The 13278-nt window shown below is 69.0% G+C and carries 15 protein-coding genes; 9 read left to right on the top strand and 6 right to left on the bottom strand.

The window, feature by feature from the left end; genetic code table 11:
• Positions 1 to 145: 145 nt before the first annotated feature.
• The 5 genes from ABZ707_RS05140 to ABZ707_RS05120 all read left to right on the top strand — a co-directional run bounded on the left by ABZ707_RS05140 (position 146) and on the right by ABZ707_RS05120 (position 5013).
• Positions 146 to 1162: a sugar ABC transporter substrate-binding protein gene (locus ABZ707_RS05140; protein WP_360167952.1), complete on the top strand. Its 1017-nt coding sequence runs from the start codon at positions 146 to 148 to the stop codon at positions 1160 to 1162.
• Positions 1159 to 2226, top strand: a complete 1068-nt coding sequence (locus ABZ707_RS05135) for an ABC transporter permease (protein WP_360167949.1) — start codon at positions 1159 to 1161, stop codon at positions 2224 to 2226. Before ABZ707_RS05140 ends, ABZ707_RS05135 begins: the two co-directional genes overlap by 4 nt.
• A complete protein-coding gene (locus tag ABZ707_RS05130; RefSeq protein WP_360167946.1) occupies positions 2223 to 3038 on the top strand; it encodes an ATP-binding cassette domain-containing protein in 816 nt (271 codons plus the stop codon). The genes ABZ707_RS05135 and ABZ707_RS05130 overlap by 4 nt, the downstream gene beginning before the upstream one ends.
• A gap of 242 nt (positions 3039 to 3280) precedes the next feature.
• A complete protein-coding gene (locus ABZ707_RS05125; protein ID WP_319681890.1) occupies positions 3281 to 4438 on the top strand; it encodes an ROK family glucokinase in 1158 nt (385 codons plus the stop codon).
• Positions 4435 to 5013, top strand: coding sequence for a hypothetical protein (locus tag ABZ707_RS05120; protein WP_360167943.1), 579 nt, complete (start codon positions 4435 to 4437; stop codon positions 5011 to 5013). The genes ABZ707_RS05125 and ABZ707_RS05120 overlap by 4 nt, the downstream gene beginning before the upstream one ends.
• Before the next feature lie 30 nt (positions 5014 to 5043).
• On the opposite strand, the gene ABZ707_RS05115 is transcribed toward ABZ707_RS05120, so the two are convergent.
• Together ABZ707_RS05115 and ABZ707_RS05110 are read right to left on the bottom strand one after the other, a co-directional pair.
• Positions 5044 to 6006, bottom strand: a complete 963-nt coding sequence (locus tag ABZ707_RS05115; protein ID WP_360167940.1) for an NADP-dependent oxidoreductase — start codon at positions 6004 to 6006, stop codon at positions 5044 to 5046.
• Positions 6007 to 6049: 43 nt separating this feature from the next.
• On the bottom strand, positions 6050 to 6814 hold the full coding sequence (locus ABZ707_RS05110; RefSeq protein ID WP_360167937.1) for an SDR family oxidoreductase: 765 nt from the start codon (positions 6812 to 6814) through the stop codon (positions 6050 to 6052).
• 291 nt (positions 6815 to 7105) lie between these two features.
• Between ABZ707_RS05110 and ABZ707_RS05105 the strand changes: the two genes are divergently transcribed.
• Positions 7106 to 7699 carry a TetR/AcrR family transcriptional regulator gene (locus ABZ707_RS05105; protein WP_360167934.1) on the top strand — a complete coding sequence of 198 codons (594 nt, stop codon included), beginning with the start codon at positions 7106 to 7108 and terminating at the stop codon, positions 7697 to 7699.
• A 100-nt stretch (positions 7700 to 7799) separates the two neighbouring features.
• Here ABZ707_RS05105 and ABZ707_RS05100 read toward each other — a convergent pair whose 3' ends face one another.
• Positions 7800 to 8039 carry a hypothetical protein gene (locus tag ABZ707_RS05100; RefSeq protein WP_360167932.1) on the bottom strand — a complete coding sequence of 80 codons (240 nt, stop codon included), beginning with the start codon at positions 8037 to 8039 and terminating at the stop codon, positions 7800 to 7802.
• 114 nt (positions 8040 to 8153) lie between these two features.
• The gene (locus ABZ707_RS05095) at positions 8154 to 9050 is read right to left on the bottom strand and encodes a helix-turn-helix transcriptional regulator (protein WP_360167929.1); all 897 of its coding nucleotides are present in this window, start codon (positions 9048 to 9050) and stop codon (positions 8154 to 8156) included.
• A gap of 180 nt (positions 9051 to 9230) precedes the next feature.
• Between ABZ707_RS05095 and ABZ707_RS05090 the strand changes: the two genes are divergently transcribed.
• The gene (locus tag ABZ707_RS05090; protein WP_360167927.1) at positions 9231 to 10112 is read left to right on the top strand and encodes an aldo/keto reductase; all 882 of its coding nucleotides are present in this window, start codon (positions 9231 to 9233) and stop codon (positions 10110 to 10112) included.
• Positions 10113 to 10478: 366 nt separating this feature from the next.
• Complete coding sequence (locus ABZ707_RS05085; RefSeq protein WP_360167924.1) at positions 10479 to 11345, top strand: alpha/beta hydrolase; 867 nt, start codon at positions 10479 to 10481, stop codon at positions 11343 to 11345.
• 54 nt (positions 11346 to 11399) lie between these two features.
• Here the strand turns inward: ABZ707_RS05085 and ABZ707_RS05080 are convergent, their stop codons facing one another.
• On the bottom strand, positions 11400 to 12107 hold the full coding sequence (locus tag ABZ707_RS05080; RefSeq protein ID WP_360167921.1) for a response regulator transcription factor: 708 nt from the start codon (positions 12105 to 12107) through the stop codon (positions 11400 to 11402).
• A 343-nt stretch (positions 12108 to 12450) separates the two neighbouring features.
• On the opposite strand from ABZ707_RS05080, the gene ABZ707_RS05075 reads away from it, so the two are divergent.
• Positions 12451 to 12585, top strand: a complete 135-nt coding sequence (locus ABZ707_RS05075; protein ID WP_360167918.1) for a hypothetical protein — start codon at positions 12451 to 12453, stop codon at positions 12583 to 12585.
• Between the two features lie 194 nt (positions 12586 to 12779).
• Here the strand turns inward: ABZ707_RS05075 and ABZ707_RS05070 are convergent, their stop codons facing one another.
• Entirely contained in the window at positions 12780 to 13178 is a 399-nt protein-coding gene (locus ABZ707_RS05070; protein WP_360167915.1) for a VOC family protein, read from the bottom strand.
• Positions 13179 to 13278 lie beyond the last annotated feature (100 nt).

The raw sequence follows: 13278 nt of genomic DNA, 5'->3' as shown, positions 1-13278 counted from the left end.
CCGCCCTTCCCCACGAGAAGGTAGCGAGAGAACACGTACCCGATGGGTACCCGTCGTGCCGGCATGACCGATACTTGGGCGGCCGGGCCCGGCTTCGAGGTGGCGCCGGCCGCACCGAGAAGCACTGCAGGAAGGGCACGGCGTCGTGGCAACGGTTCGGACAGGGGTACGCGCGATCGGCGCGGTGCTGGCGGTGGCGCTCGGGGCGTCGGCCCTCGCCGGGTGCAGCAGCACGGGCGGCAAACGCGCCGAGGAACGGGCCCAGCGGGCCGCCGCCCAGGGACGGGCCGCGGTGAACACACCCGAGTGGACCGTGGCCATGGTCACGCATTCCGGCGACGGTGACACCTTCTGGGACATCGTCCAGAAGGGCGCCAAGCAGGCGGCCGTCAAGGACAACATCAAATTCCTCTACGCGAACAGCGACGAGGGCCAGCAGCAGGCGCAGCTCGTCCAGTCCTACATCGACAAGAAGGTCGACGGGCTGATCGTCACGCTCGCCAAGCCCGACGCGATGAAGGACGTCGTCGCCAAGGCGGTCAGGGCCGGTATCCCGGTGATCACCGTGAACTCCGGCACCGAGCAGTCCAAGGCGTTCGGCGCGCTCAGCCATATCGGCCAGGACGAGTCCATAGCCGGCGAGGCCGTCGGCGAGGAACTGGACAAGCGCGGCAAGAAGAAGGCCCTCTGTGTCATCCACGAGCAGGGCAACGTCGGCCATGAACAGCGCTGCGCCGGAGCGAAGAAGACCTTCGGCGGCCGGCTCGAAAACCTCTATGTCGACGGTACGAACATGCCCGACGTGCAGGCGTCCATCGAGGCGAAGCTGCAGACCGACCGGAGCATCGACGCCGTCGTCACCCTGGGCGCGCCCTTCGCGGACGCCGCGGTCCAGGCGAAGCGGTCCGCCGACAGCAAGGCGGAGATCGACACCTTCGACCTGAACGCCAAGGTGGCCTCCCTGCTCAAGGGCGGCACACTCGGCTTCGCCGTCGACCAGCAGCCCTACCTCCAGGGCTATGAGGCCGTGGACCTGCTCTGGCTCTACCGGTACAACGCCGATGTGCTCGGCGGTGGACGCCCGGTGCTCACCGGCCCGCAGATCATCACGGCGAAGGACGCCGGGGCGCTGGAGGGCTACACGGAGCGGGGGACCCGATGACCGCCACCGCGCCACCGGTGAACGACCGGCCCGACCGGGCCCCGGCGGGCGACGAGCGCCTGCTCGGCAGCTCGCCGCTGCGCAAGCTGCTCGGCAGGCCCGAGCTGGGAGCGGTCGTCGGCGCCCTCGCCGTGTTCCTCTTCTTCGCCGTCGTGGCGGACTCCTTCCTGCGGGCGTCCAGCTTCGGCACCGTCCTGTACGCCGCCTCGACGATCGGGATCATGGCGGTCCCGGTGGCGCTGCTGATGATCGGCGGCGAGTTCGATCTCTCCGCCGGTGTGATGGTGACCAGCTCCGCGCTGATCTCCTCGATGTTCAGCTACCAGATGACGGCGAACGTCTGGGTCGGCGTCCTGGTGTCCCTGCTGGTCACACTCGCTCTCGGCGCCTTCAACGGCGTGATGCTGACCCGTACGAAACTGCCGAGCTTCATCATCACGCTGGGCACGTTCCTGATGCTCACCGGACTCAATCTCGGCCTGACCAAGCTGATCAGCGGCACGGTGTCGACCAAGACCATCGGTGACATGGAGGGCTTCTCCTCCGCCAGAAAGCTCTTCGCGTCGCAGCTCACCATCGGTGACGTCGATCTGAAGGTCACCATCCTGTGGTGGGCCGCGCTGGTCGCGCTGGCCACCTGGATCCTGCTGCGTACCCGCTTCGGCAACTGGATCTTCGCGGCAGGCGGCAACGCCGACGCCGCCCGCGCGGTCGGCGTCCCGGTGCGGAAGACCAAGATCGCGCTGTATATGGGGGTGGCCTTCTGCGCCTGGGTCTCGGGACAGCATCTGCTCTTCTCGTTCGATGTCGTCCAGTCCGGCGAGGGCGTGGGCAATGAGCTGATCTACATCATCGCGGCCGTCATCGGCGGCTGTCTGATCACCGGTGGCTACGGCTCCGCGATCGGCTCCGCCGTCGGCGCGTTCATCTTCGGCATGACCAGCAAGGGCATCGTCTACGCGGAGTGGAACCCGGACTGGTTCAAGTTCTTTCTCGGAGCGATGCTCCTTCTGGCCACCCTGCTCAACGCGTGGGTGCGCAAGCGCGCGGAGGCTTCCCGATGACGGCACTGGTCCAACTCGACAACGTCAGCAAGTACTACGGCAATGTCCGGGCGCTGGAAGGGGTCTCGCTGGAGGTCCATCCCGGCGAGATCAGCTGTGTGCTCGGCGACAACGGCGCCGGCAAGTCCACCTTGATCAAGATCATCGCGGGGCTGCACCGGCACGACGCGGGCGACTTCCTGATCGAGGGCGAGCAGACCAGCCTCGGCTCACCGCGCGAGGCCCTGGACCTGGGCATCGCCACGGTCTACCAGGACCTGGCCGTCGTACCGCTGATGCCGGTCTGGCGGAATTTCTTCCTCGGTTCGGAGCCGACGCGGGGCAGCGGCCCCTTCAAACGGCTCGACGTCGAGCTGATGCGCGAGACCACCCGCAGTGAACTGCTGCGGATGGGCATCGACCTGCGCGATGTCGACCAGCCCATCGGCACGCTCTCCGGCGGCGAACGCCAGTGTGTGGCCATCGCGCGCGCCGTCCACTTCGGCGCGAAGGTCCTCGTCCTCGACGAGCCGACGGCGGCGCTCGGCGTCAAGCAGTCCGGTGTGGTCCTCAAATACGTTGCCGCCGCACGTGACGCGGGGCTCGGCGTTGTGCTCATCACCCACAACCCGCACCACGCCTTCCTGGTCGGCGACCGGTTCGTGCTGCTGAAGCGTGGAGTCATGGCGGGCAGCCACACCAGGGACTCGATCACTCTGGACGAGCTGACCCGGCAGATGGCGGGCGGATCCGAACTGGACGAACTCAGCCACGAACTGGAGCGCGCCCCCGCTCCCGGCCGCCTCGGCGGCCCTCCGGCAGAAGCGATCTGATCCCGGCGGACGCCCGCCGGTCCCGGCGAAGCCGCGGCCCCGGGCGTCCCCCGCCGGGCCGCACGGCGAAGCGGTCCGTGCCGGATGGCAGAATCGGCCATGGCGGACGCCGTCCGCCGCCGCCGGCCCCCGGGCCGGCCGGCCCCCGACCCCGCAGGGACGACACGACTCGTGCGAGCACCCAGCCGCCGGCCCACCCGGCACGGCAAGCCTGAGCCGACGGACACCAGGGGGCCGGGCCGATGAGCACCTACCGCGACTTCGCGCACCGAGGCTCCGCCCGTGCCACCGTCCTGCGGACCGTCGGCACCCGTGAGCGCCGCTCCCTGCTCACCGCACCCCGGGTACCGACCGTCGGCATCGACATCGGCGGCACGAAGGTGATGGCCGGGGTCGTCGACCCGGACGGCAACATCCTGGAGAAGCTGCGCACCGAGACCCCCGACAAGTCCAAGAGCCCCCGGGTCGTCGAGGACACCATCGTCGAGCTGGTGCTCGACCTCTCCGACCGCCACGATGTGCACGCCGTCGGCATCGGCGCGGCCGGCTGGGTGGACGCCGACCGCTCCAAGGTGCTGTTCGCCCCGCATCTCGCCTGGCGTGACGAGCCCCTCAGGGACGCGATCTCCGCCCGGCTCGCGGTGCCGGTGATGGTCGACAACGACGCCAACACCGCCGCCTGGGCGGAGTGGCGCTTCGGGGCCGGCCGCGGCGAGGACCATCTGGTGATGATCACCCTCGGCACCGGCATCGGCGGCGCCATCCTGGAGGACGGCCTCGTCAAGCGCGGCAAGTTCGGGGTGGCGGGCGAATTCGGCCATATGCAGGTCGTGCCCGGCGGTCATCGCTGCCCGTGCGGCAACCGCGGCTGCTGGGAGCAGTACAGCTCCGGCAACGCGCTGGTCCGGGAGGCGCGTGAGCTGGCCGTGGCCGACTCCCCGGTCGCGTACAACATCATCGACCGCGTCAAGGGCAACGTCCACGAGATCACCGGACCGCTGATCACCGAGCTCGCCCGGGAGGGCGACGCCATGTGTGTCGAGCTGTTCCAGGACATCGGACAGTGGCTCGGCGTCGGCATCGCGAATCTGGCCGCGGCCCTCGACCCGTCCTGCTTTGTCATCGGCGGCGGAGTCAGCGCCGCCGACGATCTGCTGATCGGCCCGGCCAGGGACGCCTTCCGCCGCCATCTCACCGGCCGGGGCTACCGGCCCGAGGCCCGGATCGTCAAGGCGCAGCTCGGCCCCGAGGCGGGCATGGTCGGCGCGGCCGATCTCGCCAGACTGGTGGCCCGCCGCTTCCGCCGGGCCAACCGCCGCCGCGTCGAACGCCATGAGCGGTACGAACGCTACGCCCAGGCCATCCGTACCGCCCGGACGACCCAGGAACCGCCCTCATGAGCCTGCACCCCATGCCGCCGGCCACGGAAGAGGGCGTCAAGCCGCCCGAGGACCGCGGCCACCGCATCCGCCGCCGCTGGCTGACCGCCATTGTCATCGTGCTGCTCATCGGCATCCCGGCCGGCTATCTGGTGATCTCGGCCGAACAGAGCAGGGACAGCGGCCGGAACAAGGAGGCCGAGGCATCGGCCACCCATCTCCAGCGGCTGCGGCCCTCCAAGATGAAGCTCCGTATCTTCGAGGTGCCGGTCCCGGTCGGAGCCACCCGGGTGCGCTACTACGAGACGAGCAACTGGAAGTCCAGCCGGCTGTACGTCCAGTTCGACGTCACCTCGGGGCGGCTCGACACCTTCCTGACCGAGCTGGGGACCACCCGTTCCGCGCTCAAGGACGGTGCCATCACCATCACGCCCCGCGACCGGCGCACCGTCGGCTGGAACTTCGACATCCCGGGCCACGACTGGGTGGGCACCAGCCACCGGCAACAGGACCCGCGGCCCAGTCAGGACATCGTCGTGGACCTGACCGAGCCCGGTTTTCCACGGGTGTACGTCGTCTCCACCACGACGCCGTGACGGACGGTCCCACGAGAGTGGGCGCGGCGCTCAGAAGGTGAGGACGAGCCTGCCGCGCACACCGCCTGCCTCGAAACGGCGATGTGCCTCGGCTGCCCGGTCGGCGGGGAACTCGTCCGCGACCCGCAGCGAGATCCGGCCCTCCTCCGCGAGCACACGCAGCGCGTCCAGCTTGTCGTCGGCATAGCGGTACTCGGGCACGAACACGCTCCTGACCGTCACGTCCTGGTGCGCGCCCAGCGGAGAGGTGCCCGGTTCCCCTTCGCCGCGTACCAGGGCGATCTGACCGCCGGGCCGGACGGCGGGGAGCGCCTCGGGGCCCATGAGCGCGGCGTCCACGAGGGCCTTCACACCGCCGGGAACGACCTCGCGGACGCGGTCCCCGACGCCCGGACCCCGGCCGACGATCCGGTCGGCGCCCAGCGAGCGCACCAGTGCCTCGTCGGCCGGAACCGCGTCCGCCACGACGCGCAGCCCGTCCGCCTTGGCCAGTTGCACGGTGTATCCGCCCACGGCGCCGGCGGCGCCGGTCACGGCGATCCAGTCGCCGGGGGACAGGCCGAGCACGTCGAGGGCGCGGCGTGCGGTCAGCCCGTTCATCGGAAGAGTGGCCGCCTCGGCGTGTGTGGTCCCGGCCGGGGCCCTGACGACCTGCCGGGCGTCGAGCACGATGTACTCCGCGTAGGCGCCGCCGGAGTCATCGATGGGGATGACCATCGCCATCACACGGTCGCCGGCCCGCAGGCCGGTCACGGTGTCCGGCCCGATGTCGTCCACCACACCCGCCGCGTCCATGCCGGGCCGGTACGGCGGGGTCAGGCGGCCCGCGAGCTTCTGGTCGATGTGCCCCCTGCGCAGCAGGACGTCCGAGGGGTTCACCGCCGCCGCGTGCACCCGCACCCGGATCTGCCCGGGGCCGGCCACAGGGACGGGGATCTCGACGACCTCAAGTGCGTCGGGCTCGCCGTAGCGGAACACTTCTACAGCCTTCATCTCGCTTCTTCTCTCTTTCCGGGGGCCGTGCGTTCGGGGAGGCTCAGTAGCCGGCGGTCAGCGCGCCGTCGATCGCGAGGGCCGCGCCGGTGATGAACGGGCTCTCGTCGCTGAGCAGGAAGGTGGCGAACGCGGCGATCTCCGCCTCGTCGGCGGCCCGGCCGGTCGGCTGCTTGCCGAGGTGGCCGTTCGCGACCTCCGGGTGGTTCTCGACGACGCCGCGCCACAGCGGGGTGTCGACCAGGCCCGTCACCAGGGCGTTGACCCGTACGCCCTCCTTGGCCGTGTCCAGCGCCGTGGAGCGGGTGAGGCCCAGGACACCGTGCTTGGCGGCCGAGTAGGCGACGGCCGCCGGGTCGCCCACCACCCCGACCACGGAGGCGTTGTTGACGACGGAGCCGCCGCCACTGGCCGCGATCGCCGGAATCTCGTACTTGAGGCTGTAGAAGACACTGGTCAGGTTGAGGGCGATGACGCTGTCCCAGAAGGACGCTTCCATGTTCCGGAGCGCTCCCTGGCTGTTTCCGCCGCCCGCGTTGTTGAAGGCGCCGTGCAGACCGCCGAACTCGCTGACCGCGACCTCGACCAGGCGGGCGATGTCCTCCTCGGCGGTGACATCCGTCGGGACGAAGAGTGCCGTCCCGCCGTCCCGGGCGATCTCCGCCGCGGTCGCCTCGCCGCGCTCCTTGTCCCGTGCCCCGATGAGCACGGTCGCGCCCTCGGAGGCGGCACGCTTCGCGAGGGCCGAGCCCATGCCGGAGGTGCCTCCGGTGACGATGATGACCTTGGAATCCAGACGGTTGGACATGACTGCTCCGTTCATTGCCCGGCACGGTCAGCGCCACGACATGCCGGGGGTGTGTGATCGCGGTCGGGCGGATCGGAGCGCGGGGCGCCGATCCGCCGGGCGCCGTCTGTCCGGCGCCCCGCTCTCCGGGACGCTAACACAATCAGGAACGATCGGTCAGTAAAGTTATGGTGTCGCGGTGACCACACGTGCGGGCCCGTGTGAGAACCCCGGAGCGGTCGGCGGCGGGTGTCTTCTGCCGGGCTGGGGGAATCTGTACCGTTCGTTCTGACGTGCGTATACTCGCGGGCTATGGCACGTGCCCGGGAGTTCGACACGGAAAAAGCCGTGGAGGCGGCGATGAACGCCTTCCGCCTCAACGGCTATGACGGCACATCGATCCAGGATCTGGTCGACGTCACTGGCGTGGGCCGTGGCTCGCTGTACGCGGCCTTCGGCAACAAGGAAGGTCTCTACCTGGCGGCCATGGACCGCTATCGGGAGTACTACGCCCTGCCGCTGGTCGACATGCTTCGCCAGGGGGCCCCGGGCCAGGAACTGCTGCGTTACGTCCTGGTCGCGGTGGTGGACGAGGTCGTGCGCGACGGCAGCCGCCGGGCATGCCTGATAGTCGGCGCCGCCGTGGGCCGGATCGCGCACGACCCGCAGGTCGCCGCCCATGTGCAGTCCACGACGGACCTGCTGGAGGACGCGCTGCACCAGGTCATCGCGGAGGCGCAGGCGGACGGCCAACTGTCCGGCAAGCGAGACGCGCGGGACCTGGCCCGGTATCTCGTGGTGACGATGCACGGCCTGCGGGTCATGGGCGCCATCAGCCCCGATCGCGCATCACTCATGGCGGTCGCCGAGACCGCTCTCGACGCCCTCGGCTGGCCCTCCTCCTGACGGCGGCCGTTCGAAGGGGCCCGCTCCCGAGCGCCCACGGGCCGTTGCCGCCGCCACGGCGAACGCGTCCATGTCGTCCGGGGCGCCGTCGGCGGGGCGATCAGGCGACGGGCGGGGCCGGAGTGTGGAAGCGCGCGGCGTCGCCGCCCAGAAGCCCGGAGCGCTCGGAGGCGATCACCTCGTGGGGCCGGCCCAGGGGAACGCGGCTGACCTCGTCGAGGCGCCGGTACTGTCCGGCGTCCAAGGTACCGGCGGCGGCGCGGGTACCGAAGGTGCCCGTACCGAGTGCCACCTCGGACACGCGGAGTCCGGTGGTGCGGCCGAAGGTCGTGTACTGCATGAAGTGCTTCCTCTGGGAACGCGAAAGTAAAACGGTCGGTGTACCGGGCCATGGCGACGGAAGTCCGCAGCGCCCGCGCCCCTGGCTAGTCCGGTCCTGCCACCGCGTTGTCCGTCAGGGCCTCCGGGGCGGGGTTTCGCCCGCGGATTCCGCGTCCTGCTCCCGCGCGGGTGTGGCGGACCAGCTCGCCAGCAGCGTCAGGCCGTCCTCGGCGGCGGTTCCAGGAGGCGCGCTGTAGACGACCACGCTCAGGCCGCTCTCGTCCGGCAGACTCATGGTCTCCTGATCGAGTACCAAGTCGCCGACCAGCGGATGATTGAGGCGCTTCGTGGTGTCGCGGAAGGCATACACGTCGTGGGATCCCCACATCACGCGGAAGGCATCGCTGCGGGTGGACAGTTCACCTATCAGGTTCGACAGTTCGCGGTCGTACGGGCTCTTCCCCGCCTCGCCGCGCAGCGCGCCCACGGCGAAGCGGGCCATCCGTTCCCAGTCGGCGTAGAACCGCCTGGCCGCCGGGTTGAAGAACGCGAACCTGGCGACGTTCCCACCGCAGGTCGGGTCGGCATACATCTCCGAGTACAGGGCCCGGCCCAGCGGGTTGGCGGCCAGTGTGTCGAGGCGGTTGTTCATCACATACGCCGGAAGCCCCGGCATCCCCTCGACGATCCGCGTCACACTCGGCCGCACCGTCGGACGAACCGTCCGCCGGGTCCGCGCCGCAGGCGTCTGCCCCGCCGCGCGGGCCAGGTCGTACAGGTACACGCGCTCGGTGTCGTCGAGCCGCAGGGCGTGGGCGAGGGCGTCCAGCACGCTGTCGGAGACACCTCTGAGATTGCCGCGCTCCAGGCGCGTGTAGTACTCGACGCTCACCCCGGCGAGCGACGCGACCTCACCCCGGCGCAGCCCGGATACCCGCCGCTGGCCGTACACCGGCAGACCCGCCTGCTCGGGTGTGATCTTGTCGCGGCGGGAGCGGAGGAATGCGCTGACTGCGTCCCGGTTGTCCATGGGGAAAGAGTAGGCGGGCCGCGCGCGAGGAGGGGGTCCCTGCCAGTACCCCGCACAGCAGAGGCTCCCCCGTCACGGCCGTCTCCCCTTGCATGGTGCCTGTCCCGAAACACCGGGGCACGACCGGTGCGGAGACGTACGCGCCCCGGTCGGCCGACTCTCACCCGAGCGAGGACCACCATGACCGGCAAGAGCCCGACGATCACGCTGAACAACGGCGTCCAGATGCCCGCCCTGGGCCTCGGCGTCTACCAGAGCACCCCTCAGGAAACCGCCGAGGCGGTCGCGACCGCGTTGCGGGAGGGCTACCGCCTGATCGACACCGCCGCCGCGTACTTCAACGAGAAGGAGGTCGGCGAGGGCATCATCCGCTCGGGCATCGACCGCGAGGACGTCTTCGTCACCACCAAGCTGTGGCTGACCGACTACGGCTACGACACCACCCTGCGCGCCTTCGACACCAGCCTGGCCAACCTCGGTGTGGAATACCTGGACCTCTACCTGCTTCACTGGCCGGTTCCCGCCTCGTTCGACAAGACGGTGGCCTCCTATCGGGCGGCGGAGAAGCTGCTCGCCGACGGCCGGGTGCGCGCCATCGGCGTCAGTAACCACAACGCCGACCATCTGCACCGCCTCATCGACCGCACCGGTGTGGTGCCCGCGGTCAACCAGGTCGAACTCCACCCGTACTTCGCGCAGCGCGCGCTGCGCGGGGCCGCCGCCGGACTGGGCGTCGTCACCCAGGCGTGGTCCCCGCTGGGCGGGGTGAACCAGTACTGGGAGGACGGGCGCAACGCGGCCAAGAACCCGCTCGCTCACCCCACCGTCACCGGGATCGCCGCCCGGTACGGCAAGACGCCGGCTCAGGTCGTCCTGCGCTGGCACCTGGAGAACGGTCTGTCCGCGATCCCGAAGTCCGTGCGCCCGCACCGCATCGCGGAGAACTTCGATGTCTTCGACTTCGCCCTCACGGCCGACGAGGTCGCGGCGATCGACGCGATCGACACCGGTGTGCGCGGCGGTCCCGACCCCGACACTGTGGGGGCCGGCGACTTCAGCTGAGCCGCCTCCGGGCACCTCGTCCCGTGCGGTCCGCCGAGGCGGGCACGCCAGCTTTTCCGGGCCGTATCGAATGTGATGCGACGCGGATCAAAGCTTGCGATATGACAAAGTCGATGGGTCGTTGAATGTGGCGCGAGGGAAGGCGTCAAGCGTGCTGCGGCGGAAAGCGAGAATGCGTCGTACAATTAATCCAATTTCACAGCACGGCCCGCATCACACATGTTGCCCGCATTTGCCGCCAGGATTACATTTCTGGTTGAGAGCGAATGACGTGCGTCGTCCGTGATGCCCTGGGAGGCGCCCGACCATGTCTCCTGGGGCGGGTCCGAGCAGACCCGCCCCAGGGCGTAGCCCGTGGAGGTTGATGTGCTCCCCACCCATCACAAGACGGCGACGATCCATGGCCAGAAGGTCTTCTACCGCGAGGCGGGCCCCAGCGACGCTCCGGTCGTGCTGCTGCTGCACGGGTTTCCCAGCAGCTCGCGCATGTTCCGCACCCTGATTCCCGCACTGGCGGACCGGTACCGCGTCATAGCCCCGGACCACATCGGTTACGGAAAGTCCGCGATGCCCTCGGTGGACGAGTTCGACTACACCTTCGACAATCTCGCCGCGGTAACCGCGGGGCTGTTGGACCACCTCGACATCAGTCGTTTCTCCCTTTACGTGCACGACTACGGCGCGCCCATCGGCTGGCGGCTGGCTCTCAACCCGTCCTATGACGTCACCACGATCACGTCACAGAGCGGCAACGCGTATATGGAGGGCTTCGCCCAGCCGTTCTGGGACTCGCTGTTCGCCTACGCGTCGGCACCCGGGCCCGATACGGAGCCGGGCGCGCGGGAGAAATTCAAACCGGAGACCACGCGCTGGCAGTACGAGAACGGCGTCCCGGACCGCACTCTCGTTGACCCGGAAGCCTGGGAGCACGACCAGGTCCTGCTTGAGCGGCCCGGCAACGACCAGGTTCAACTCGCGCTGTTCCGCGACTATCCGACCAATGTCGAGGGCTACCCGGAGCTTCAGGAGTACTTCCGCACCAGCCAGGTGCCACTGCTGGCAGTGTGGGGCGAGGGAGACGAGATCTTCGGTCCCGACGGCGCGCGGTCTTTCGCCCGCGACCTTCCCGAGGCGGAGATTCACCTCCTGCCGGCCGGACACTTCGCCCTGGAGAGCCAACTGGACACCATCAGCGGCTATATGCATGGGTTTCTCGGCCGGACACTGGTGTGATCCGAGAACGGAGCCGCGGGGTCTACGTTCTGTACCGACACCGTTGGGGGCCGTTCAGATCAATCCGTGCCGGGTGGCGAAGGCGACCGCCTGTGTCCGATTACGCACGTCGAGCCGGGTGATGAGCCCGTGCAGCACGTTTTTGACGGTGCGTTCCGAATAGGAGGTCTTCTCTGCGATCTCGGCTGTTTTGAAACCCTCCGCCACCAGGCTGAGCATGTCGGCTTCGCGTACGGACAGTGTCAGGCTCCTGGGATCGGGGGAGGCGCGGTGGGAGCGGCCGACGTGGTAAATGAGTTTGCCGAGCAGTTCGCCCGACAGGGCGCCTTCTCCCCGGGCCAGCTCGGTTATCAGATGCATCAGCTCGTCCTGGTCGGCGTCGGCCCGGCGCAGCACGGCGGCCACGCCGCACTCAAGCATCGTCCGTATGGCGCCGACCTCGAAGAACCCCACCACCAGGCCAGTGCGGGTGGCGGGGTTGCGCTGGAGCCGCTGCAGCCGCCGCATGGTGGACTCGTTCACACAGTCCGTCACGACGAGCGAAATCCGGGCGTTGGCCGCCTCCTCGTCAGGCACCAGCTTCACCTCCGGTCGCTGCCGCAGCAGGTGAACCGTCCCGGCGCGCAGGATCACATCCTCCGCGTACACGGCGACGCTGATCGGTACGGCCGTGTGTCTCGCGGACGGGGTGGGTGTTCCGGGACCGGCCGCCCTCGGCCCCCGGCAGGGTATTCCGCTTTCATAGGCGTCCTGAATTGACATCAGTACCTTGCTCTGTCGTCTTCGGGCACATGGTGAAGAAGGGTGAGGGCCTCGGCCGTTCCCATGTGATGCCACAACGTCCTCTCCCTCCGGTCGGCTCGACAACGTAGACCGGGAGGCCATCGTTCTTGTGACACCACCCGTCGTGCGCGGCGGCCCAAAGGCTGTCCCGTCATCCGTGGTGGATCGGCGAGCGGCGCCGGTTGCGGTGCGCCGCAAGGCGGAGGGGCGTCCTCATGCCGGGCGTATGGGGGTGTTCCGGCAACGCGGGCCGACGCCTACCCGTTCTGTCGGTTCGCGGGGGGCCTCGCTGACCGTCACTGACGGGGGAGAGGAGGAGCGAATGGTGAATAGTGAAATCGCGGGCAAAGTGGTTCTGGTCCTGGGCGGCGCGGGCGGTATCGTCTTTGCGGTGGAACAGCCCGCTGACGTCGCGGTAAACGAGATCGTCGTGCGCCCGACCGTGCAGGACATGTGACGGAAGCGTCCCGGGGACACCGGTCGCGGACAAGGAAAAGAAATCGCCTCCCTCAGGGAGGTATTTTTGTCCCGGCCATCGCGAACAGCGGCCAGGGCTGAATGTGATGGCGCATGAGGTTGGTTCCCCGAGCTTTTCGATTGCCTGGGAGCCCTTGCGATTCCGGGCTCCCGCGTGAGCGACGGTGTCTGGCGTCAACGTGCGAATTTCTCGATGGCCGCCGGGGTGACGGGGGTGAAGAAGTTGACGAGGTTGCCGTCAGGGTCGCGGAACAGCAGCGACCGGTTGCCCCAGGGCATCGTGGTGGGCTCGTTGACAAAGTCGGTGACGAAACCGGTCAGGCTCTGGTGAACGCGGTCCACGTCGTCGACGCGGAACTCGGTGATCACACTGTGGTTGTCCGCCGGGCGGGCAGAGCCCGGGGCGAACAGCGCGACGGTGCGGGTACCGGCGATCGCGAGGGTGGCGTGGGGGGTCTTGAGCTCGGCGAAGTCCTCAGTGGCCCACGTCGCTCGCACCCCCGTGGCCCGCTCGTAGAACTCGACGAGGCGCGCGACGTCACCGGTGATGATGCGGATCGAGACAAAGTCCATGGTGATCTCCTTGGCTGGTGAGGTGCGGCTGATGGGGTCGCCGCACCTCGCAGGCTAGGAGAAATAGCGGACAGAATCGGCCCTGTATTTGCATTAGGCT

Source organism: Streptomyces sp. NPDC006923 (genome assembly GCF_040635655.1).
In the GTDB taxonomy this organism is placed as follows: Bacteria; Actinomycetota; Actinomycetes; order Streptomycetales; family Streptomycetaceae; genus Streptomyces.
Note: the sequence above shows the minus strand (reverse complement) of the source record. Positions and strands in the feature narration are given on the sequence as shown.